The sequence below is a fragment of the Vibrio sp. Isolate30 genome, from assembly GCF_022397975.1.
GTDB lineage: Bacteria > Pseudomonadota > Gammaproteobacteria > Enterobacterales > Vibrionaceae > Vibrio > Vibrio fortis.
In genome coordinates, this window is sequence record NZ_JAKEUS010000001.1 from 883,115 (window position 1) to 906,239 (window position 23,125).

Consider the following 23,125-nt stretch of genomic DNA (forward strand, 5'->3'; position numbering starts at 1 on the left):
TATTCCTACAATATTGTTATTCTCTAGATGTTCTTACTTCTCAACTTCTAGCAATCAGTACGGAAATTCACCACTCATGAATACACTTGCGCAATTACTACAATCTTACGTTGAATATAAAGGTTGGGATGATCTAGAAGGGATCAGAGAAACTGATATTGATGGTGTTTGGCTGTATCGAAGCAGTCGTGGTAACCATCGTCAGCCGTTTACCTATCAGTCTGGCATAATCATGTTGGGGCAGGGCAAAAAGAACATCTATATCGGAGACAGGCCAGTAACGTATGCCGCAGGCGATTATCTGGTTGTGGGAGTGCCGATGCCGTTGGAGTGCGAGGCACTGCCTGTCGATGATGAACCTTTGCTAGGGTTGTCGATTAACATTGATTCTCAGCGTCTGCATAGCTTGGTGAAAAAGCTTGAAGATCAAGGCTTTCTTGAAAGCTATTGTAATAAGCATAAACAGAACGCCAGTGGTTTAGAGTCGACACCCATGGAAGAGCCCATGTTGGAGAGCTTTACTCGTTTGGTGAAAATGCTGCATTGTGACATCGAAGCAAACATCTTAGGTGACGCTATCGTCACTGAGATAGTCTATCGCGCGCTCACTGGCTCGGAAGGTCGTGTTCTGTTTGACCTTGCGCACCATGATGGGCATTATGCGCGTGTCGCTAAGGCTTTGTCTAAAGTGCATCAAGAGTATGACCAAACCATTACCGTTCAATCTTTGGCGGAAGAAGCGAACATGAGTGTCTCTGCTTTCCATAGCGCTTTTCGTAGTGTGACTTTTGAATCGCCACTTCAATATCTTAAGAAAGTACGACTCAACAAGGCCAAAGAGCTGATTCAACTTGAAGGTGTGCGCATTAGTGATGCAGCCCGTCGTGTCGGCTATTCAAGCCCATCCCAATTCAGTCGTGAGTTCAAACGCCATTTCAATACAACACCAAGAGCGGTATAAATTCTGGTCTAATATTGACACAAGTTCATAAAACAAACGCCGAAGCATTGTAAAAATACACTGGCGAACAAACATATAGTAAGAGTGCTGATGTGATTGTATAAATCGTCACGCGATATTCCCAATCTCAATACCAAGTGAGAATTAGCCTAACTATGTTTGAGCAGATAAAAGATTTCATCAACCCAAGTAAGAATCCAGATCTTACTCAGGCACACGAGTATCAACGTAAACACTTGCCAACCTTGTGGCTGTTGGGAAAAACGGGCGCAGGAAAATCATCATTTATTCAAGCGGTCACAGGTGATTCCTCGGTAGAAGTCGGTAATGGGTTCGCTCCATGTACGATGACAGCAATGTCTTATGCATTCCCTCAAGACAAACCCGTAATGCGCTTTCTCGATACCCGAGGCTTGGGTGAAGCGGATTATGATCCAGCAGAAGACTTGAAAGAGATTGGTCAAGCGGGTAATGCGTTAGTCGTGGTAATGAAAGCCGATGAGCCGGAACAATCTGCTGTGCTAGGTGCGCTAAAACAGGTCAAAAAGCAAAAGAAAATTAAGCATTTGCTCCTGGTCCATACGGCGGTGCTCTCTTCTCAAGAAGCAGACCGCGCAAGGCAAGTTCAATTCAATACTCAACAAGTCGAAAAGGTTTGGGGTAAGGGTTTTGAATCTGTGGTGGTTGACTTCGAGACGGGTGGCGGCGATATCTATAACCACAATATCTTATTAGAAAAACTGACCAACATTCTTCCGGTCATTGGAATGATGGTGCAAGACAAAGAGCATGCTACCCAAGAAGAAGCGAACTTTGATCAAGTTGAAAACGAAGTGCTTTGGTATTCGGGAAGTGCAGCGGCAAGCGATCTGATTCCGGGAGTGGGCTTAGTGTCGGTGCCTGCTATTCAAGCTAAAATGCTCCACAGCTTAGCCAATCAATACGGGGTGGAATGGAACAAGAGAGTGTTCAGTGAGCTCATCGGTACTTTAGGTAGCAGTTTTGCACTGCAATATGGGGTAAAACTTGGCACTCGACAATTGGTGAAACTGATTCCAGTGTATGGGCAAACCGTTGGAGCCGTTGCAGCCGCAGCAATGAGTTTTGGTACCACTTATGGCCTGGGGCGAGCTGCATGTTACTACTTCTATCATAAAAACCGAGGTGAAGAAGTTTCCGAGCAAGAGATGCAAAAAATCTATAAAGAATCCCTGAGAAAGGGTAAGGCTGCGTCGGGTTATGAAGAAAATTAGAAATCTGTTTCGATTACTCGCTGCGTTGTCGAGTGGACGTTGGGGCATTGCTCTGATTTCTGCGATTTTCCCGAGTATCATCATGATGGGCTTTGGTCTGTTCTTGGCAATCAAATATGGTTACCTGCTGGAAATGTCCATCGCCATTGCCGTGAGTACTTTTCTGTTCACCATTCCGTTATACATTTCTAGTCGCTCGTCGCGTAATTCATCTAATAGTATTTCGTCAACATTCACTACAAATGAAGCCTCAGAAGAAATTATTACTCAGCCATCGAGTCACAACATCGACGATGCACTGGTTAAAGCTTCAAGTGATTGGTCTCAAGCGGAGATGTCGATATGGAATGATTCTAAACATTACGTTCGTCTGCAGTTAGTCGATGATATTGAGTGGGGAAATCTAGACCAAACCGGTATACAGGTACTGGAATTTGTCGCTAAAAAGTTTGATAAAAAGTCGCTCGACTTCTCAATTCCAGAAGGGCTTAAGCTGTTTGAGGAAGTCAGTCGTCGTTACAAACTGGTGGTGAAAGAACATATACCGGGCATTGAGTACCTTAAGGTTTCTTACATCAAAGCGGGTTATGAAGCTTATGATAAATATGGAGAACTTGGTCAGAAGATCTTCAAAGCAGCAATTTGGGGAAATCATCTTAAAAACCTGTATTTGAATCCATTGAAAGTCATCTCTGACTTAGGCCGTGAGCAAGCGACAGCATCTATGACTAAAGGCGTCGTGGATGACATGCAGTATGCCGCTAAACAAGCCTTGCTTGATGAAGTGGCAGCCGTCGCGATCGACTTGTACAGCGGGCGTTTCAGCATCGAAGACGAAGCGTTGCAAGCGTCTGATGTTTCAGAGCTCGACGAGAAGCGCTTTGCTCCTGAACTAGAACCAGTAAGAATTGTGCTGGTGGGGCAAACAAGCTCAGGTAAATCATCCGTTATCAACGCTCTTAAGGAGGAGATGGTCGCGGAAGTGGACGTTCTACCGTCAACGGACAGTTCGACGGTTTATAGCGCATTTGTTGATGACAACGACGTGAGAGTGGTTGACCTTCAAGGGCTGGACGGAACTCCGAAAACCGAAGCAGAGATGCTTAAGGAGATGACCCAAGCTGATGTGGTGTTGTGGGTACTTAAAGCTAACCAGTCGGCTCGTGAATTGGATAAGCAACTCAAAGACAAGCTTGATGCGTTTTATGATGATCCTAAGAATATCTCACGCAAGCAGCCAGTCGTGATCACCATTGTTAATCAAGTCGACCGGCTAAAGCCAGTGGAGGAGTGGCAGCCACCTTATGATTGTAGTAATCCGACTTCGGCAAAAGCTAAGATCATTGCTCAAGCGCTCGAATACAATCGAATACTATTGAAACCAGATGTTGTTTTACCTTTAGCTATCGCACCTGAAAAGGTCCAGTTTGGCTTAGAAGCTCTGAAACAGACGCTGATAGAGCGCATTGCAGACGCGAATAATGTGCAAAGAAATCGTCAACGCCTCGAAGCGATTAACAGAGGAACTTCTGTAAAAGGCCAGTTAAATAAAGCCATGAAAGCAGGTAAGAAGGTAGCCCCGAGTGCTTTGAAAGCTGCCTCGCCTAAATTGGCTGAGATGGCGATAAAACAAGTGATTAAGAAAAAATAATCGAAATAGACAGCACTTAACTCGCAATATCGTTTTGAGGTTACTTGTTATTTCAATAGTGTTTGCTAGTCATACTTATTTATAATTTAAAATTAATGGACTAGTATAATAGTTCGCGAGGTCGATAGAGTGATGGATATTATATAAGGTGATTCTCTTAATATTAATCAATGTAAATATCGATCACATTTATGATTTATTTGTCTTTATTTATAAGATAACTGCACTATATTTAAATTTCGGATCACTTTGATTTCAACGTAGGGATATCTTGTGAACTTGTATCTGAAATGGCAATCAACATCATGGTTAACCCTGTTAGCTTGGTATAACTTGGATCACCAACTCTCTTTCCACCTTTCTTCAGAGTAGTCACCCCTCTGGGCGTTGCACGCCAGTGGAGCCTGTGGGCTTTTCAAATTCTGTTAATTTTGTCATGAATAAATATCTTAGCTTATGCGTTAAATAGTTGTATTTTATGCATGCTGTTATTTATCTGTAGAACATCATTAACTAGAACATAGTCAATACGTTATTGATTGAAAATATTTCTATCTATTAATTTTTGTCGCAAGTATTACGAATGTAGTAGTTCGGTAAATATTGATGGCGACGATTTGTGACATCTAAAATAATAAACTTAAGTATTTTTACAAGTACTTTATTGAAGAATGAAATACTGAGTTTGTTGAAAGGTACTATTATGGAAAACTTCAAACATCTACCAGAACCGTTTCGTATCCGTGTTGTAGAGCCAGTAAAAAGAACCACCTATGCATACCGTGAGCAAGCTATTGTAGAAGCGGGCATGAACCCATTTCTACTCGATAGTGATGATGTGTTCATTGACCTGCTGACAGACAGCGGTACAGGTTCAATTACTCAACGAATGCAAGCGGCGATGCTAATGGGCGATGAAGCATACAGTGGCAGTCGCAGTTACTACGCACTGTCCAATGCGGTGAAAGATATCTTCGGCTATGAACTGACTATTCCTACTCATCAAGGGCGTGGTGCAGAGCAGATTTACATTCCGGTATTGATTAAAAAGCGCGAGATGGAAAAGGGCTTAGATCGAACCAAAATGGTCGCCTTGTCGAACTACTTCTTCGATACAACGCAAGGTCATACGCAAGTGAACTGTTGCGTAGCGAAAAACGTCTACACCAAAGAAGCGTTTGATACCTCAGTGAACGCTGACTTTAAAGGTAACTTTGATATTGAAAAGCTTGAACAAGCGATCTTGGAAGCGGGGGCTGCCAATGTTCCTTACATTGTGAGTACCATTACTTGTAACTCTGCTGGTGGCCAACCTGTTTCGATTGCTAACCTGAAAGCGGTGTATCAAATCGCGCAGAAGTACGATATCCCAGTAATCATGGACTCGGCACGTTACGCGGAAAATGCTTATTTCATTCAGCAACGTGAAGAGGGTTATCAAGATTGGACTATCGAACAAATCACCCATGAATCCTATAAATATGCAGATGGCTTAGCGATGTCTGCTAAGAAAGACGCGATGGTACAAATGGGCGGTTTGTTGTGCTTTAAAGACGACTCTTTCATGGATGTGTACACAGAGTGTCGAACTTTGTGTGTCGTACAAGAAGGGTTCCCAACCTATGGTGGCTTAGAGGGCGGTGCAATGGAGCGTCTTGCGGTTGGATTATACGACGGCATGCGTCAAGATTGGTTAGAGTATCGCATAGGTCAAGTTCAATACTTGGTTGATGGTTTAGAAGCGATTGGCGTTGTGTGTCAACAAGCGGGCGGTCATGCTGCGTTTGTTGATGCGGGAAAATTGCTCCCACACATTCCTGCGGGTCAGTTCCCCGCACATGCCTTAGCGTGTGAGTTGTACAAAGTGGCAGGAATTCGAGCCGTTGAGATTGGTTCATTGCTGCAAGGCCGTGATCCGGCAACAGGCGAACAACATCCATGTCCTGCTGAGTTATTACGTTTAACCATTCCACGTGCGACTTATACACAAACTCATATGGACTTCATTATTGAAGCGTTCGAAAAAGTAAAAGAGAACGCAAGCAAAGTAAAAGGGCTCGATTTTGTCTATGAACCACCTGTACTAAGACACTTTACCGCCCGCTTGAAAGAGGTGGAACCCCACGAGACTCAGCCAGAAAAAAAGAGTGAACAGGAACTCGAAGAAGCATTTTAGAAGAACAAAATCGATGAATAGTCACTAATGTATGAAGCGCATGGGTTTAGGCCTGTGCGCTTTATTGGTAAGTAGGCACCTCAAACATGCTGTTAGAAATGCCTAATTTAACTATTTGTTATATAAAGAAAATAATCATTGTTTGGGTTGCATATAAAGCAGTGGCGGCTTACTCTGCCTATTATTCGTGATGCAACAAGGACAGTACACAATGATCATTCAGACAGATAGGCTCCACATGGCACAAATCACAAACGAGGATTGGGCTCTGTTCGAGTCTCTGAATCGTGAGCCAGAGGTTATCCGACTGTGCTTTGACGAACCATCACCTGCCGATATTAAAGATGCTTTCGAATCACGACTGCCTGCGTGGGATAAAGATTCAGCACATTGGCTTTGTCTTACTATCACAAACAAAGACAATGACGAGAAGATCGGTGTAACTGGTTTTCGTATGGTCGATGGCGTTGCGGAAGTTGGTTATCTGATCTTACCGCAGTTTCATGGCTTCGGCTTTGGCACCGAATCTTTAAAGGCTCTCGTTAATTGGGCTAAGACAACGCAAGGGATTACATCATTTCAAGCCATTGTGACGGAAGGCAATATCGGCTCTGAAAAAGTGTTACTGAAAAGTGGTTTTTCACTCAAAGAAATCGTTCCAGACGCTTACACCATTGGTGGCAAGCGCTACGCTGATCATATTTACACCCTTTAAAATCAATGCCTAATCCTCAAAGCCGTGTTATTTCCTTAAGCATAACGCGCCTGTTTTGAGGTTTTTACTTTCTGACAAGGACTAAAGTATATGGACGTCATGGAACATGCCGTTATTTCTGAGTTTACTACACCATCTGAATTTACCGACCTCACCAGTATTAAGCAGGACATCAAGCAAGTGCCAAATGATGTCGAGGGAATCTGTCAGTATGTACAAGGAAACCTCATCCATGCTTATTGGTTAGAGCATTATGGTGTCGAGATGGACATTTCTATTCAGCGCACCGAAATGCAGACGCGATATGCGAAGGATTTGCTGTCGTTAGCCATGTCGAAATCTGGGCAAGCTGCACATGTTATCAAAGCGCCGAATCACAGAATGGTCAGTATTTGCCGAGACTTCTCCCTTTTGGTGTGTTCTATCTTCAGGATGAAAGGAGTTCCTGCTCGAATCCGAAGCGGCTTTGCTGCGTATTTAGGGCCGGATTATTTCGAAGATCATTGGGTTTGTGAATATTGGAATGGTCAACGTTGGGTATCGGTTGATGCACAGCTCGACGGTGTTCATCAACGCATTCTGAAGTTTGAATTTGACCCGTGTGATGTTCCATCGTCTCAATTCTTAATGGCGGGTCAGGCTTGGAAACTAGCCCGTGAAAATTCAGTGCCGGCCGATAAGTTCGGATTTGCTGATTTTAAAGGGTTAGCCTTTATTAAAGCGAGCCTGATTCGCGACCTATTCGCGCTGTCAAAATATGAAATGCACACATGGGATATTGGCTGGGGGATCTTACCTCACTTTATGGCTCCAGTTTCTAATAATGATGAACTTCACTTACTCGATGAACTTGCCAAAGTGAGTTGTTTTGGGGATGCGAAGCAGGCGCACAAGATGGTGGGTTCGTGTGAAGCGATCAGGCTTCCCGGTGATTGGAATACTGCAAAGTTTCCCACATTGACTGAGCTCTATGCTTCTCTTTAATTTCCAGTTCAATTGGTACAGAAGACATACTTAGTTCATTCGGGAATATCAGTTTAAAAAGGAACAATATGCCAAAACCAAGAATCCTAAAATCTCAAGTCATCGACATTGAGTGTGGTGAGAACGTAACTATCATTGAGCCAGCAAACATTTATGGTTGTGAACTTAAGAACGACGTGTTTGTCGGTCCGTTTGTCGAGATTCAAAAGAACACGGTGATTGGTGAGCGTACTAAAATCCAATCCCACTCCTTTATTTGCGAATATGTCACTATTGGGAGTGATTGCTTTATTGGTCATGGGGTGATGTTTGCCAATGACCTTTTCAAAGAAGGTCAACCTGATCCGAATCCCGAGAGTTGGGGACGAACGATGATCGCCAACAATGTGACAATAGGTTCTAACGCTACCGTGCTAGCGGTTAGTATTTGCGAAGGTGTGGTGATTGGCGCGGGCAGTGTGGTTACTAAAGACATCACTGAAAAAGGTATTTATGCAGGCAATCCTGCCAAAAAGTTAAGGGGTTTGCTTTAGTATTTAAAGGACAAAGAAGTTTCCAAAGGACAAAGATGCTGTTTATGATTCATAATAGATGACATCAAGAACGGTTTGTAGAACAGAGAGTTACATATGAATATCGTGAAAGTTTACAGCGGTAATCAGCAAGTGTACGCCAATTTGTATCAGGGTTATGCGGCTGAGTTTTCAAAGATTATCGGAGACAAGCCGGACGAATATGGCTTGTTTGAGATTTACCCTACGCTTGGTGATAGTGTGACGGGGTATCTACTCTACATTGATGGAGTTCCTGCTGCTTTAACCGCGATTGAGACTAAAGCGCCAAACGAATTCGAGATTTGTGATTTTTACGTGGTGCCTTATTTCCGAAAAAACAAAGTAGGGAAACGCTTCATTACCGAACTGTTTGAGCATCTAAAAGGCAGTTGGGAGATTAAGCAAGTACTGGGCGCAGACCATGCTGTTAAGTTCTGGAGAGAAGTGGTGAATGACTACACGTTAGGTAACTACGTTGAAGACCAGTATCAAGACGAGAAATGGGGCTTGGTTACGAGACAATGCTTTAATCACGATTAGTTGTAGAGGAAAGTGCGTTGAAGCTAACGAATAAACTCGTACGTTACCCACACATTGATGTTGATCGTGCGTTTGAAAAAGAAGATGAGTTATTGCAGAAAATTCAGGTTGGGGAGATTGGACAAGCCTTAATGCTATGGCAAGCCAAAACGCCAACGCTTGTTTTGCCCTCAGGTAAAAAATGGCCAGTGACGTTAGAGTCTAGAAAACAACTTGAGGCGCAAGGTTGGCAACTCTCTTCTAGAAAAACAGGCGGCGCTCCAGTCCCCCAGTTGCCGGGGATTATTAACCTATCACATATTTATCATTGGCCTAGTCATGAAGCGTACGACATCAAAAAAGCGTATCTACATCTATGTGATGTTTTAACGCTGTTTTTTAAAGAGTTGGGTGTCGATGTAGATGTGCACGCAACTCCAGGCTCTTATTGTGATGGAGACTACAACCTTAATATTAACGAACAAAAAATAGTGGGAACGGCTCAGCGTGTTTTGCTTAAACGTGGGGGCGGACAAATTGTACTTTCACAAGCCTGTATTTTGTTAGATGTCGACTTAGAGAGCAGTGTTGCGCCAGTAAATTTTTATAATCAAATTTGTGGTAACCCAACCGTTGTAGACCCGCACGTTCATACTCTTTTGTCTGATCATGTGACGCCTCTGCCCAGTGTAGATTCACTCTTTCAGCGTTTAAGCCAAGCCTTTATTAAGTACGCTTAGTACGAGTTTCTGACGCTGAAACAATGGAACAGGCAAAACAAAGCCACTCAGGTGAATCACTTGAGTGGCTTTTTCGTTTCAAACGTTACCCGAAACTAAATCGGATGAAGTATTACGCGATACCTTGCTCTTTTGCCATCTGTGTAGCGATCTTAGGAGCGTGCCATAAACATGGCAGTAATATGAATGACACAGGAACAGCAGTAATCACAATGAACGACTGCAGCGCAGAAATACCGCCAGAGCCTATCGAGATTAGCGTAATCGCTACAGCACCCATGATGATACCCCAGAAGGTGCGTACCGCTGCGTTTGGCTCTGTAGTGCCCGTCATAACCACACTGATGGTGTAGGTCATTGAGTCACCAGTCGTTACGATGAACGTGGTGGTCAGGATAAGGAACAGAATCGCAATCAGAGTTGGGAATGGTAGCTGCGCAGTAATAGCCAGTAATACCGCAGGCAAGTTGAAGCCTTCGAATGCACTAGAAATCACGCCTGGGTTTTCTAACTCAAAAGCTAAACCACTACCACCAACGATACTGAACCAGAAACAGGTTACCAGTGGAGCAACGATGCTGATAGAAACGATCATTTGGCGAATAGTACGGCCACGTGAGATACGAGCAATAAAGATTGCCATCATCGGGCCATAGCCTAAGAACCATCCCCAGAAGAATACTGTCCAGCCACCTAACCACGCTGTATCTTGGCGGTAAAGCGCCATCGGGATGAAGTTGTCAATCATTTCACCCATACCTTGCAAGTAGCCATCAACGATAAAGCTTGTTGGACCAACAACAAGAATGTAGCCGATTAGGCACACAGACAAGATAATGTTGTAACGGCTAACCAGTTGGATGCCTTTGTTGACGCCACTTAGTGCAGATAAGGTGTACATTGCGATGGCAAATAGGATAACGACGCTTTGAGTTGCAAAGTTGTCGGCGATACCAAAGAGTTCGCTCAGTGCGTAGCTAATTTGAAGCCCAAGAAAGCCGATAGGACCAATTGTACCCGCAGCCACAGCAACAATACTGCATGCATCAACTACGTTGCCAATCCACCCATTAATTGCCTTGTCACCAAGAACTGGATAAAGCAGAGTGCGAGGTTTTAGGGGAAGTCCTTTATCGTAATGCAGGTGCATTAATACAATAGAAGATAAACCGCCCAAGATTGCCCAAGCAAGAAATCCCCAGTGCATGAAAGACTGAGAAAGCGCGTTGAACGCCATTGCTTGTGGATCCGCTTCACCATACAAAGGCGGTGCAGAGACGAAGTGAGCAATAGGTTCTGCAGCAGCCCAGAACACGCCACCACCTGCTAGTAGGGTACAAAGAACAATCGACATCCATTTGAAGGTGGACATTTCTGGCAGGGCAAGCGTTCCTAAACGAACTTGGCCTGTGCGGCCCAGTGCTAATACTAAACCGAGAATAAAATTGAGCAGCAATAGCACTTGCCAATAAGCGCCAAACCACTGGGTTGAGTAGCTAAAACCGATGTTGACTAGTTCAGACAAGGCTGAAGTGTTGGTAAAAGCAAGAACGACAAAGAGAGTTAAAAAACTGCCGCTTAGCCAGAACACTGGATTTCCAAGCTCTAGTTTTTCGCCCAAAGATTGGGCTTTAGTGAAAGTAATAGAAGTAGATTCTGCGTTGATGTTTTCGTTGGCGACTTGCGTCAAGTTAGACATTATATCTTCGCTATATTTGGCCGTGAAGCCCGTGTATTTCCTGCACATCTCCCTTTGAAAATGTGAGGTTCGTCAAAAAAGTCGCAGATACTAACATATCTATCATCAGAAAGTCGGCGAATTCCAAAAAGAAATCCATTCCTCCTATAAATCTGTCCTTTTGGGTTACTTTATGCGCATTATATCCAGGTTCTCGTTGTGGTCTTTAGTCGTGAAAAGCGATTATTTTTTAGCTTTCCGAAATAAACTTAATATTAGTTGTCGGTGCAAAATAAGTGTCGAGTGATTGCAAAGTGTAAGCAAATAATTGCGAGTCATTTTATAAATAATGAATATTATGGGTGCGAAACTGGCTTTGTTACCTACAGTTGTTTTGCGAAGAGATTTAAGTGGTGAGAAATATGACACTTAAATTAAGCATCTTGAAACAATAACTTAAGGGACAGCTAACATGCACCTAAACCAAGGAAGAGTGGCCAAGAAGGTTTTTACACTCAGTACTCTCACCGCGTCATGCTTAATGGCGTTCAACAGCTACGCGGCTGTTGATTGTTCAACGTTAGAAGCGTGGGATTCTGCCACGGTATACACCGGTGGTGATCAGGTTTCACATGACGGCAGCGCATACTCAGCGAATTACTGGAATCAAAACAACAACCCGAGCCAATTTGAAGGTGACTATGCACAATGGAAAAAGATTGATGTGTGTAGCGGTGGCGGAGGTGGTGGTACGCCAAATGAAGCGCCAACTGCTTCATTAACAGCACCATCGACGTCTGATGTGATCGTTGAAGGTGACAATGTCGTGTTAAGTGCAACGGCACTCGATACTGATGGCAGTATTGCTTCAGTAGAGTTCTTTGTCGATGGCACTTCGGTTGCAGTAGTAACAGCGGCACCATTTGAAGCGGCTTGGGCTGCAACGTCAGGCAACCATCAGGTTTCTGTTGTTGCAACGGATAATGAAGGTGCGTCTAGTGTAGCAAGCGCGGTATCCATTTCTGTTGATTCATCGCAACCAGGCAATGAAGTGCCAACGGTGTCAGTTGCACTTTCAGCGGCTTCTGTTGATGTCGGTGGTGTGGTCACACTCACTGCTACTGCAGCAGACAGTGATGGCACGGTTGATAAAGTCGATTTTTACGTGGCTGGTTCTCTAGTCGGAACAGCTGCAACAAGCCCGTACACGCTTGATTACACAACCACTCAAGCGGGTACTTTGTCTGTTTATGCAAAAGCGACCGATGACCAAGGCGCAACGGCTGATTCAGCATTAACTTCTTTGAAGGTAAATGGTGCGCCAACGGTGAGTACTTGTCGTCCTGATGGTTTGTATCAAACACAAGGTGTCAATGTTCCTTACTGTACCATTTACGATGATGAAGGCCGTGAGAAAATGGGCGCTGATCACCCTCGTCGTGTGATTGGTTACTTCACTAGCTGGCGCGCAGGAGATGACCCACAAGCGGCTTACTTAGTTAACGATATTCCATGGGAACAGCTTACACATATTAACTACGCGTTCGTGAGCATTGGTTCAGATGGCAAAGTGAACGTTGGTGATGTAAATGATCCTAATAATGCTGCTGTCGGTAAAGAGTGGCCGGGAGTAGAGGTTGACCCTACATTAGGCTTTAAAGGTCACTTTGGCGCGCTCGCAACCGCGAAGAAAAAACACGGTGTTAAAACGCTAATCTCAATTGGTGGTTGGGCTGAAACGGGCGGTCACTTCGCAACCGATGGTAGTCGTGTTGCTGATGGTGGTTTCTATACCATGACGACCAATGCTGATGGCTCAATCAACCATCAAGGCATCGAAACCTTCGCAACGTCAGCGGTTGAAATGCTGCGTAAGTACCAATTCGATGGCCTAGATATTGATTATGAGTACCCAACGTCAATGGCTGGTGCAGGTAACCCATACGATAAAGAGTTCATGGAACCTCGTCGTCAGTACCTATGGGCTTCATACCAAGTATTGATGAAAGTATTGCGTGAGAAGCTTGATGTGGCCTCTGCTGAAGATGGCAATCACTACATGTTAACTATCGCGGCACCTTCTTCTGGCTACTTACTACGCGGTATGGAAACATTCGATGTTACTCAATATCTTGATTACGTGAACATCATGTCTTACGACCTTCACGGTGCTTGGAACGACCACGTTGGTCATAACGCTGCCTTGTTTGATACAGGTAAAGATTCAGAGCTAGCACAGTGGAACGTATACGATACAGCGGCTTATGGTGGTATTGGCTACCTGAACACGGATTGGGCTTACCATTACTTCCGCGGTTCAATGCCAGCAGGTCGCATTAACATCGGCGTGCCTTACTACACGCGTGGTTGGCAGGGTGTAACAGGTGGTGAAAATGGTCTTTGGGGCCGCGCTGCACTGCCTAATCAATCTGAATGTGCCGCTGGTACAGGTGAAGGTGAGAAGAACAACTGTGGTCACGGCGCGATTGGTATCGATAACATGTGGCACGATACCGACCCTAAAGGAAACGAAATGGGCGCAGGTTCAAACCCAATGTGGCATGCGAAGAACCTAGAGAAAGGCATTTGGGGTTCTTATGCGGATGCTTACAAGCTTGATCCTGTAAACGATCCAACGGATGTTCTAAGAGGCACTTACACGCGTAACTACGACAGCGTGGCGGTTGCACCTTGGCTATGGAATGCTGAAAAAGGCGTGTTCCTTTCTACGGAAGATAAAGAGTCTATCAACGTGAAAGCGGACTACGTTATCGATAAGGAAATCGGCGGCATCATGTTCTGGGAACTGGCTGGCGACTACAACTGTTATGTACTTGATGCAAGTGGCAACCGCACAACGGTTGATACTACAGAGCAAGCGTGTAACAGCGGTAATGGTGAATTCCACATGGGTAACACAATGACTAAAGCTATCTACGATAAGTTTAAGTCGGCAACGCCATATGGAAACAAAGTCGCAACTGGCGCAATTCCTACCGAAGCATTAGACATCGCAGTATCGGTCGGTGGCTTCAAAGTCGGTGATCAAAACTACCCAATTAATCCTAAGATCACCTTTACCAACAACACGGGTAAAGCACTGCCTGGCGGTACAGAGTTCCAGTTTGATATTCCAGTATCTGCACCAGATAACGCGAAAGATCAATCTGGTGGTGGTTTGACTGTGATTGCTTCGGGTCATACTCGTGCGGATAATATCGGTGGATTAGACGGAACTATGCACCGCGTAGCCTTCACATTACCAGCATGGAAAGAACTACCTGCTGGTGGTATGTATGAGTTGGATATGGTGTATTACTTGCCGATTTCAGGCCCTGCAAACTACTCCGTTAACGTAGGTGGTGTTGATTACGCGTTTAGCTTTGAGCAACCCGATCTACCTCTAGGTGATTTTAGTTCTGGTGGTGGTAACCCTGGCGACGGTGGCACAAACCCTGGTACTTGTGATACTACAGGCTTAACTGTGTATCCAGATCTGCCTCAGAAAGACTGGGCCGGAAACCCAAGCCACGCAAACACGGGTGATCAAGTGGTTCATAACGGAATCATTTACCAAGCTAACTGGTGGACAAGCTCAGAGCCAGGTAGCGATGGTAGCTGGACTGTTGTTTGCCAGTAAAATCATGACTGCACATTCTCAATATTGAGAAATAGTAATTGTGAAACAGATAGTTAAGTAAGTTAATTTCGCCATGCTGATATTATCAGTGTGGCGTTTTTGGTCTTGGTCACATATCAAGAAATCAAACGTTTGAAAGTCACTCCCTCAATACATACACCCTACCGTTTATGATATAAAACTGGCTGCTTATAACCTTGTAGAAAACGACACTATCTAAGTGAGGGAACATGGGGTAGCTTTAAAAGTTAGACGTAAATATATTCTTAATTTCTCGATAATACTCGCCACTGTGTCTTTGGTATTGTCAGCCATCCAATTTAATCGCACAAAAGAAGCGTTACTGGAATCAAATCAAGTTTTCTTTAATACCATTGTAAACGCGAGCTATGACATCGTAGACACAACGGTAAACGAGGCGATTAAGACCTATCTAAAAGGAGTTATTGATACTGCCCACTCCTATATTGAGAGTCACAATCAACTGCCGGAAGCCGAGGAGCTCGCGGAGCTTGCCAATGCTCTTAAAGTTGGACAGTCCGGTTACCTTTATTTGATTTCTCCTGACGGCGTTCATTTATATCATCCATTTTTGCAAGGTCAGGACAGGTCACATGTGGCGCACATTCAAGAGCAATTAAGACTCACAGAAGGTGTCTCACAGTATTATCATGCCAACCCACATGAGAAGGGACTCAGAGCCAAAGTCGCATACTCGAGAAAACTACCAAGTGGCAATACCTTGGTGGCAACGACCTATAAAGATGAATTGATGTTTTTGGTCGATCAGGTGCAACTAAAGGAAAAGCTAAGTAAGTATGCTTATGGTGAGAGCGGTTACATCTATATTGTTGGTCTCGATGGACAGCGTATTCTTCAGAATCGATTTGATGATCGAGCGTTTGAATCTGTGGTCGAGTCGACATCTCAGAGTTTTATTCAGCAAGTACTTAACAATCGAGAAGGGCATGTCAAATTCGACCTAGAGAATGAATTTGGTGTTGCAACCAAAAATATCTTTTACAAGTTTTATCCGTATTTGAACTGGGTCATCGTCGCTGGAATTTCTGAGCAAGAGCTGAAGAAAAACCACAGCTTGTTGTTTGTTAGCTTATTAACGCTCTTCACCAGTCTGATTGCGATCATCTTGGTGCTGGTTCTTTATCTCAAGAATCGACACCACAGAATGTTAGAACTGGCGAGTCTTGATTATCTAACGGGAATCAATAGCCGTAGAAGCTTTATGGAGCAATTCAAAGCGAGAGTACAAAAGGATCAGGAGTCTATTTCAAACCTTGGGGCCATTCTTCTTGATATCGACCATTTCAAACGTGTTAACGATGATTTTGGTCATGTACAAGGAGATAAAGTGATTCAAGCTGTTGCGCTTAAACTGAAAGGGTTTGAGACAGAGAATCGCTTGATTGCGCGTTATGGGGGAGAGGAATTTATCGTCGTAACCTTCGATTGTGATGAAGCACAACTCATGGCATTAGCAGAGGCGATACGGATAGATGTCGCAAAGGTTCAAGGCTTATGTCAGGAGATCACCATCAGTGCAGGTTGTTACCATGCACCAATAGAGCAAGGGATAGAAAAGATCATTGAGAAAGCGGACGCCGCACTTTACCAAGCCAAGGAAGCAGGTAGAAACAATACTCAGTGCTACTCAATTAACAAATCAGAATGTTTGAAAATGGCCTAGTGTTGTTTCAGTACCAGATCATCTTAGGGTTATAAAGGTGCTTATCTCGTTCTAAACGCGCTATATGAAAAAGCCCGAACAATGCGAATTGTTCGGGCTTCTTATCTGATTCTGGTGCTAAGCTTTAGCAGCTTTTAACGCTTCCGTTTTTTTTTCCTTTTGCATTTTAGCAAGGAAATAAATGTTTACGATTGCGATGAAGCCATTGGTCGCGACTACTGGCCAAGCATCAATCATTACACCGTAAGCAGTGAAGAGAGCACAACCAATAAAGTTAAGAACACGTAAGCGAACGATGTCTTTCATAGTTAATGAAATTGCAACCATGATAGATGCTGCGTAACCTAAAATTTCAACCATATTAAATTCCATTGTTGGACCCTCTTAGTTTTGCCGATACAGTGTCGGTACCAATCCTTCTCTTCATGAGATTATTGAGGAAGCTCCGTGCCTCGAATGGTCTGGTTTTGTTTAACTGGTGCTGACTATAGCAAGCCTTTTTTTGTGATAAAAGCCCCAAAATGAGCGAAAGTGAAGGTTAGCGATTACGCAAACGTTTAAAAGGTTTTTGGATAATATAATTACTGAATGTGTTGGTGTTGAATCTAATTGTAGAACATATATCGAAAAGGAAACCACAGATGAAAAATAAAAATCTAAGCGGCTTTTTGGTGGGGGCTATCCTAGCTGTCGGTTTAGCAGGATGTACCACTGAACCTGTACCATCAAGGCACGATTTCGGTGTGGTAACCAGTGGCGACTTTACGTTTATGGAGAACGGTGTCCAGACGTATTCATGGCACCCAAGTTCAGAACAAGTGTATCTTTCAAAAAACTACGACAAGACAGAAGTCACAGACATTGTTCGCTCAGCAATAGCAGATCATTTAGTACAAAAAGGTTATCGACAAGCAAATGTTGGTGCTCAGGGTGACGTTGTTATTGGCTTTGGTTTAGCGGAAGAGTCTGAATTGAGCGACCAAGCAATTTTGAATCGATTGAATCTATCGACTGGCGTTCCTTTTTATAACGACAAGGGCAAAAAAGCGGAAAAAGGGTCGCTATACATTGTATTTTTGTTGCCAAATAGCACAGTTATACAATGGCAAACTTTGGCACAGTCAGGTATTCAAAGCGGGTTAACTCATTCGGAGCTGGACCAGCGTATATCGGGCATTATTGATAAGTTATTTAGAGATATACCTAATCGTTAAAACCATCAGTTTGGTCAATAGTATTGACCCAATTTTTGAACGTAATTTGAGCTATCAATTGAAATTTGTAACTAAAGGTTCAATTGAGTAAAGCAAAGTAAAGTTTCGGCGTCTTTTCTCAGTATTTAGCTATACTGAACAAAACGTTAACTCAGGTTTGATCTAATGAAATTGTTCGCTAAATATTCACTTTCCCTTTTTGGTTTATTGGCTGCGAGTAATGCTGTAACAGCAGCACCAACGATTGTTCCTTCTCCACCTAGCCTAGGCGCGAAAGGTTATGTCTTAATGGATTTCAATTCAGGGGAAGTCTTGGTTGAAAACAATGCGCATACAAAATTAAACCCTGCGAGTTTAACCAAGCTGATGACCAGCTATGTGGCTGGTCAAGAGATGAAACGAGGCAACATCTCTGCAGATGATAAAGTACGCATCAGCGAAAATGCTTGGGCAAAGAACTTCCCAGATTCTTCTAAGATGTTCATCGAAGTCAACACCAATGTCGATATGATGGACCTTTACCGCGGCTTGATCATTCAATCAGGGAATGATGCTAGCGTTGCAATTGCTGAGCACGTTGCGGGCTCGGAAGGTGCCTTTGTCGACCTAATGAATTCTTGGGCCAGCTCACTTCAACTTAATAACACTCATTTCGCCAATGCTCATGGGCTTGATGCCGAAGAGCTATACTCAACACCCTATGATATCGCTCTACTAGGCCGTGCAATTATTCGCGACTTACCTGATGTATATGGTTTATACAGCGAACGCTCGTTCAGCTACAACGGCATCACTCAGCACAACCGCAATGGGTTGTTGCGTGATAGAAGCTTGAATGTCGATGGCATGAAGACCGGTTACACGTCAGGCGCAGGCTATAGTTTGGCGAGTTCGGCAACACAAGGCGAGATGCGTCTGATTGCGGTGGTTATGGGATCGAGCAGTATCAAAGGTCGAGAGTCGGATAGTAAACAGCTATTGAGTTACGGCTTTAGATTCTTCGATACGCTGAATCCACATCAAAGCGGCGACTTGATCTCAGAAGAGAAGCTGTGGTTTGGTACGCAAGACACACTAAAACTAGGGGTGGATCAAGACGCGTATATCACGTTACCAAAAGCAGACGGTAAGAAATTATCAGCATCGGTTGAACTCACTTCCGACTTGAAAGCGCCGATCGAGAAAGGCCAAACCTTAGGTGTGGTTCATTACACCGTTGATGGCGAAGATATTAAAACTCAGCCATTGGTTGCTCTGGAGTCGGTACAAGAAGGCAGCTTCTTCAAGCGAATCCTAGACCATATTAAGCTGTTCTTTGCTAACTTGTTCTAAGATTTGGTGTCTCGCAATCTCAAATGTTGCAACGCACTATTCTGCAAGCTTGCTAGTTAATGCTATTAGCAGATCTTAAATGATAAACGGGCGTTTTGTATTCCAAAGATAGAGTGCAAAACGCCCGTTTTCTATTGTATTAACTATTACACAGACTATTTATCGATAGCGTATTCTTCGAAGTAATCGGAAAGGAAATCGATCAAGGTTCGCAAGCGAACAGGAAGGTAGTCACTAGGGTGATAAAGCAAATACATAGGTAGCTTCTGATGACTCCATGGCTCTAAAACCTCTCGAAGTTCACCCCGCTGCACCCATTCTTTTCCCATCCAACACGGTAAAGCACAGATACCCATCCCGAGCTTGCTCATGTTAAGTAGCGTTTCAGGGTTGTCAGTTGAGAAGACTTCATTCACGCGCACTTTCGTTTCGGCTCCAGCAGAGTCTTTGAATCTCCAATCGTCAGATGGTTTCATTAGAGAGTACGTAAGGCACTGGTGATTGACCAAACCTGCGGGGTGCTGAGGTAAACCATGACGCTCGATGTAGTTGGGTGAAGCGTAATAGCGAACGTGGTTTTTAAACAGCAGCTTAGCTTTAAGATTTGAGTCACTAAGTTGCGAAGCTCGGATTGCAAGATCAATCGAGTGATCGTTGAGATTAACAAAACCATCATTCACACTCAGATTAATACGGATCTTAGGGTGTTGATCCATAAACACTTTGAGCGCGTGAGTTAGGATTTGGTTTGAAAAAGCCGAAGGCGCTGAAATCTTGATTTCCCCTTCAACGGATTGAGCTTCCCGAGTCAACTGAGCTTCGAAGCTACTCATTTCATCCAACAGTCGCAAACAGTATTGTTGATAGTCTCTTCCAACTGGGGTTAATGCGATCTTTCGACTATTACGTTGAAATAGGGTGAGCTTTAAGCTGTTCTCTAGCCAAGCAACCTTTTTGCTCACAGCACTCTGCGTGGTGTCGAGTTCTTCCGCTGCTAAAGTAAAGCTGTTGAGTCGGGCTGTGGCGACAAACACTTTTATACAATCGATCTTATCCATTCTAATATTCCATTTTGGAATTGAAGCCATCCCGATCTTAGCATTTAACTGACTAATTCAGAATGCTTTAATGTCCGTAATGATTTAGAAAAGAGCGGTAACTAGGATGGGTAATGTCATGAGTGTAGCGAGTATTGTATTAATCGTATTTTTTATGTTGGCGAGTTCTGTTAAGACGTTAGGGTGGCACAAAAAGGTGTTTGATACCCAGTTGGCATTTTTTAAAAGCTATGGCTTGAACAGACAAATCATGTTTTTGGTCGGAGTTGTAGAGTTTGTTGGGGCGATGTCGCTATTAGTAGGACTGGCTGGTTGGATGCCTATGTTTTCTTTGCACTTGGGGGCATTGTTACTGGCTGTAGTTTCAATCGGTGCAATATTCTTTCACATGCGCTTTGATACATGGCAGGCGGGTATACCTGCCATGGTGACTCTATCGCTATCTAGTTATGTGGCTTATCCGATAACAGCTTTGCTTCAACAGGGGTAGTTTCAACAAGATCAGTTTCAACATCATAAGTTTCGCCTACTAAAACTCACTTGGTACTTCGAATTCGATCCATTCTTTAGTCGTTGGATGTACCAGTTTTAAGTAGCCGGCATGCAGGTGGAGGCGGTCTCGTTTATAGCCGTACAGGTCGTCACCTGCAATCGGAGTTCCTAATCCATCTGGGTGTGCACAATGAACACGTAGCTGATGAGTGCGTCCAGTTCTTGGGTAAAGGTGAACCTTGGTTTTGCCTTCGCTTCGACGCACAACCTGCCAATGCGTTTCTGCTTTTTTCCCGTGTTGATGACAAACAAGCTGCCTTGGGCGATCGGTGATGTCACCACGTAAAGGGAGGCTGATATCACCACTTTCTCCAACGATCTCACCTTCAAGCAGGGCGGTGTAGCGCTTCTCGACGGTTCGCTCGATGAATTGTTTTTGGATATGACGGTTGGACTCTGCTGTAAGAGCAAGAATAAGCAACCCTGAAGTCGACATATCTAGACGATGAATGATAAGTGGCCCCGTTGCGTCGGGGTAATGTGCCTTGATTCGAGAGTAGACAGAGTCCTCAATGAATTTGCCAGGAACAGACAGAAACTCAGCGGGTTTATTTACCACAACAATTTCGTTGTCTTCATAAACAATATCAAACTGCTTACCAACGGCTGGATTCACGATCAAAGGGTTATCTTCCAGCTCAATACCTTCGAGCTGATATTCAAGTATTTCAAAGCTTCGACTCTGACAAACTGGGTATAAGTTGCCATGTTGACGAACTTCCTGACGGGGAGGGCGACCCCACCAAAACTCCGCAAGAGCAAGGGGTTTTAAGTTATGTTTAAACGCAAAGTTTAGAAGCTTTGGTAAGCAACAATCGCCTGAGCCTGTCAAAGCTTGTTTACCATTCAATAGTTCCAACAACGACTTTGTCTGATTGTTTCCGTTGAGAAACTGATAATGTGACAAGCGCTGCTCTTCGAGTTGCGCTGTTAGTTCTGCGTGTTGTTGGCGTTTATCGTGTAATGTGGCGTTTATCGTGGCTATGTTTGACTGCAGTTCAGCGATCGTTTGTTTCCATTGAATTCTAAGCGCCTTGAGATCACGCTTCTCTCGGCTACTCGCTACGCCTAACTGCTTGAGAAGGTCACTACCTTGAGCGCTGTCCAGCGAAGCATCGGAGGCTTGCTGTATAGAAGACTCATAGGTAGTACGAAGAGCGTCACGTTCGGCTTTGTTGTCTGCGATTTGCTTTTGGAAATTGGCAATGTCGTTTGCAGCGACCTCTTTAGATGACTCTAGCTTTGCGTGTAATTCAGCAAGATTATGATGCTGTTCAAAAGACGCGATCTGTTCTGCTTGCTCTGTTAATTTTTCGATTAAGTGACTGCACTCTTGAGTGAACTTCGCGTGATCAAAAGCTGAAGGTACGAAATGAATTGAAGAGAGCGGTTCTACGAGAGTGTCATCAAGAGTTAAACCGGAATGCGCGGCTAGATAACCAACTTCACCAGTAGATGGATCTTGAGTTAATAATACAGCATAGAGCTGACCAAATGAGCCTTTGTTAACATCGGCTTTCTGAAGGCGAGCTTGTAAATCGCGCATTGCCAATTCACACGTTTCGTGCGGCGTGTAGTAGTACGGAAACGTAAAACGAGCTGGTAGTGTGTAACGTGCAGCTGAATCTGAAGTCAGAGGCGTGAATTGCTCAAGACGCTGTGGCATGGGTGAACTCTTTGTCGATCGTTAGAGCTCGGTATTGTTGACGAAATAGGAACAAATGAGAAGCCAAAGCACCGTTAAAACGTACTTTGGCTTCATTATAGTGGCTAATTAGCCGTGTTTTTGCTCGATCTCATCCGCTTTTTGGAAACTTGAATGAGACTTAAGGCGCTCAGTGTAACCGACAAGGTTAGGGTAGGCGTGTGATGCACCAAAGTTATCCATCGCTTCTACGATAAAAGACATCATGAAGTCTGCACCGGTGAGCGTCTCTCCCACAAGGTAGCTTTTTCCTTCAAGCGATTGCTCTAAGTAAGCCATGATCTTGCTGTTTTCGTCTTCAGCATATTGCGCTAAGAAGTTAGTTTCACAGCCGTCTTTTGCAACAAAGATCTTAAGTAGCAATGGCAGAATGCCTGAGCTTTCAGCAAAGTGGAGCCACTGATTATACTCTAGGTGCTCTTTGGTTCCTCTTTGTGGTGCGAAACGCCCATTACCGTATGTTTCAATTAGATAATCAGTAATCGCGCCCGACTCAGTGATGATCATACCTTGATCTTCGATAACTGGTGATTTGCCGAGTGGGTGAATAGATTTCAGCTCTGGCGGTGCAAGGAATGAAACTGAATCACGCAAGTAGGGCTTAATTTGATATTCAACGCCTAGTTCTTCCAGTAGCCAGATAATTCGCTTAGAGCGTGATTTGTTTAGGTGATGTAGAGTGATCATG

The 23,125-nt window shown here is 44.0% G+C and carries 19 protein-coding genes; 14 read left to right on the top strand and 5 right to left on the bottom strand.

The window, feature by feature from the left end:
- The first annotated feature begins 76 nt into the window (after positions 1-76).
- The 9 genes from L1D60_RS03885 (at position 77) to L1D60_RS03925 (ending at position 9,553) form a co-directional block, all read left to right on the top strand.
- Positions 77-961 carry an AraC family transcriptional regulator N-terminal domain-containing protein gene (locus L1D60_RS03885; protein ID WP_239839830.1) on the top strand — a complete coding sequence of 295 codons (885 nt, stop codon included), beginning with the start codon at positions 77-79 and terminating at the stop codon, positions 959-961.
- A 155-nt stretch (positions 962-1,116) separates the two neighbouring features.
- Complete coding sequence (locus L1D60_RS03890) at positions 1,117-2,214, top strand: GTPase (RefSeq protein ID WP_239839831.1); 1,098 nt, start codon at positions 1,117-1,119, stop codon at positions 2,212-2,214.
- Entirely contained in the window at positions 2,201-3,865 is a 1,665-nt protein-coding gene (locus tag L1D60_RS03895) for a GTPase (RefSeq protein ID WP_239839832.1), read from the top strand. Before L1D60_RS03890 ends, L1D60_RS03895 begins: the two co-directional genes overlap by 14 nt.
- A 703-nt stretch (positions 3,866-4,568) precedes the next feature.
- Positions 4,569-6,041 (top strand): tryptophanase, encoded by a 1,473-nt coding sequence (gene tnaA / locus L1D60_RS03900; protein WP_239839833.1) that lies wholly within the window; start codon positions 4,569-4,571, stop codon positions 6,039-6,041.
- Between the two features lie 211 nt (positions 6,042-6,252).
- On the top strand, positions 6,253-6,756 hold the full coding sequence (locus L1D60_RS03905) for a GNAT family N-acetyltransferase (RefSeq protein ID WP_239839834.1): 504 nt from the start codon (positions 6,253-6,255) through the stop codon (positions 6,754-6,756).
- Between the two features lie 90 nt (positions 6,757-6,846).
- A complete protein-coding gene (locus L1D60_RS03910; RefSeq protein ID WP_239839835.1) occupies positions 6,847-7,740 on the top strand; it encodes a transglutaminase-like domain-containing protein in 894 nt (297 codons plus the stop codon).
- 68 nt (positions 7,741-7,808) lie between these two features.
- On the top strand, positions 7,809-8,273 hold the full coding sequence (locus tag L1D60_RS03915) for an acyltransferase (protein WP_239839836.1): 465 nt from the start codon (positions 7,809-7,811) through the stop codon (positions 8,271-8,273).
- 96 nt (positions 8,274-8,369) lie between these two features.
- The gene (locus tag L1D60_RS03920; protein ID WP_239839837.1) at positions 8,370-8,834 is read left to right on the top strand and encodes a GNAT family N-acetyltransferase; all 465 of its coding nucleotides are present in this window, start codon (positions 8,370-8,372) and stop codon (positions 8,832-8,834) included.
- Between the two features lie 17 nt (positions 8,835-8,851).
- Entirely contained in the window at positions 8,852-9,553 is a 702-nt protein-coding gene (locus tag L1D60_RS03925; protein ID WP_239839838.1) for a lipoate--protein ligase, read from the top strand.
- A 112-nt stretch (positions 9,554-9,665) separates the two neighbouring features.
- On the opposite strand, the gene L1D60_RS03930 is transcribed toward L1D60_RS03925, so the two are convergent.
- Entirely contained in the window at positions 9,666-11,252 is a 1,587-nt protein-coding gene (locus L1D60_RS03930; RefSeq protein ID WP_239839839.1) for a BCCT family transporter, read from the bottom strand.
- Between the two features lie 451 nt (positions 11,253-11,703).
- On the opposite strand from L1D60_RS03930, the gene L1D60_RS03935 reads away from it, so the two are divergent.
- Both L1D60_RS03935 and L1D60_RS03940 read left to right on the top strand, forming a co-directional pair.
- Positions 11,704-14,871 carry a glycosyl hydrolase family 18 protein gene (locus tag L1D60_RS03935; protein WP_239839840.1) on the top strand — a complete coding sequence of 1,056 codons (3,168 nt, stop codon included), beginning with the start codon at positions 11,704-11,706 and terminating at the stop codon, positions 14,869-14,871.
- 220 nt (positions 14,872-15,091) lie between these two features.
- Positions 15,092-16,576 carry a sensor domain-containing diguanylate cyclase gene (locus L1D60_RS03940; protein ID WP_239839841.1) on the top strand — a complete coding sequence of 495 codons (1,485 nt, stop codon included), beginning with the start codon at positions 15,092-15,094 and terminating at the stop codon, positions 16,574-16,576.
- 117 nt (positions 16,577-16,693) lie between these two features.
- On the opposite strand, the gene L1D60_RS03945 is transcribed toward L1D60_RS03940, so the two are convergent.
- Positions 16,694-16,948 (bottom strand): YgjV family protein, encoded by a 255-nt coding sequence (locus tag L1D60_RS03945; RefSeq protein WP_239839842.1) that lies wholly within the window; start codon positions 16,946-16,948, stop codon positions 16,694-16,696.
- Between the two features lie 269 nt (positions 16,949-17,217).
- On the opposite strand from L1D60_RS03945, the gene L1D60_RS03950 reads away from it, so the two are divergent.
- The gene (locus L1D60_RS03950; protein WP_239839843.1) at positions 17,218-17,790 is read left to right on the top strand and encodes a DUF4136 domain-containing protein; all 573 of its coding nucleotides are present in this window, start codon (positions 17,218-17,220) and stop codon (positions 17,788-17,790) included.
- A gap of 165 nt (positions 17,791-17,955) precedes the next feature.
- Entirely contained in the window at positions 17,956-19,122 is a 1,167-nt protein-coding gene (locus L1D60_RS03955) for a D-alanyl-D-alanine carboxypeptidase family protein (protein WP_239839844.1), read from the top strand.
- 155 nt (positions 19,123-19,277) lie between these two features.
- Here L1D60_RS03955 and L1D60_RS03960 read toward each other — a convergent pair whose 3' ends face one another.
- On the bottom strand, positions 19,278-20,180 hold the full coding sequence (locus L1D60_RS03960) for a LysR family transcriptional regulator (RefSeq protein ID WP_239839845.1): 903 nt from the start codon (positions 20,178-20,180) through the stop codon (positions 19,278-19,280).
- Between the two features lie 118 nt (positions 20,181-20,298).
- Here L1D60_RS03960 and L1D60_RS03965 point away from each other — a divergent pair, with 118 nt between their 5' ends.
- On the top strand, positions 20,299-20,670 hold the full coding sequence (locus L1D60_RS03965; RefSeq protein ID WP_239839846.1) for a DoxX family protein: 372 nt from the start codon (positions 20,299-20,301) through the stop codon (positions 20,668-20,670).
- Positions 20,671-20,709: 39 nt separating this feature from the next.
- On the opposite strand, the gene L1D60_RS03970 is transcribed toward L1D60_RS03965, so the two are convergent.
- Positions 20,710-22,398 carry an RluA family pseudouridine synthase gene (locus tag L1D60_RS03970; protein WP_239839847.1) on the bottom strand — a complete coding sequence of 563 codons (1,689 nt, stop codon included), beginning with the start codon at positions 22,396-22,398 and terminating at the stop codon, positions 20,710-20,712.
- A gap of 108 nt (positions 22,399-22,506) precedes the next feature.
- A complete protein-coding gene (locus tag L1D60_RS03975; RefSeq protein WP_239839848.1) occupies positions 22,507-23,124 on the bottom strand; it encodes a glutathione S-transferase family protein in 618 nt (205 codons plus the stop codon).
- Position 23,125: the final 1 nt, after the last annotated feature.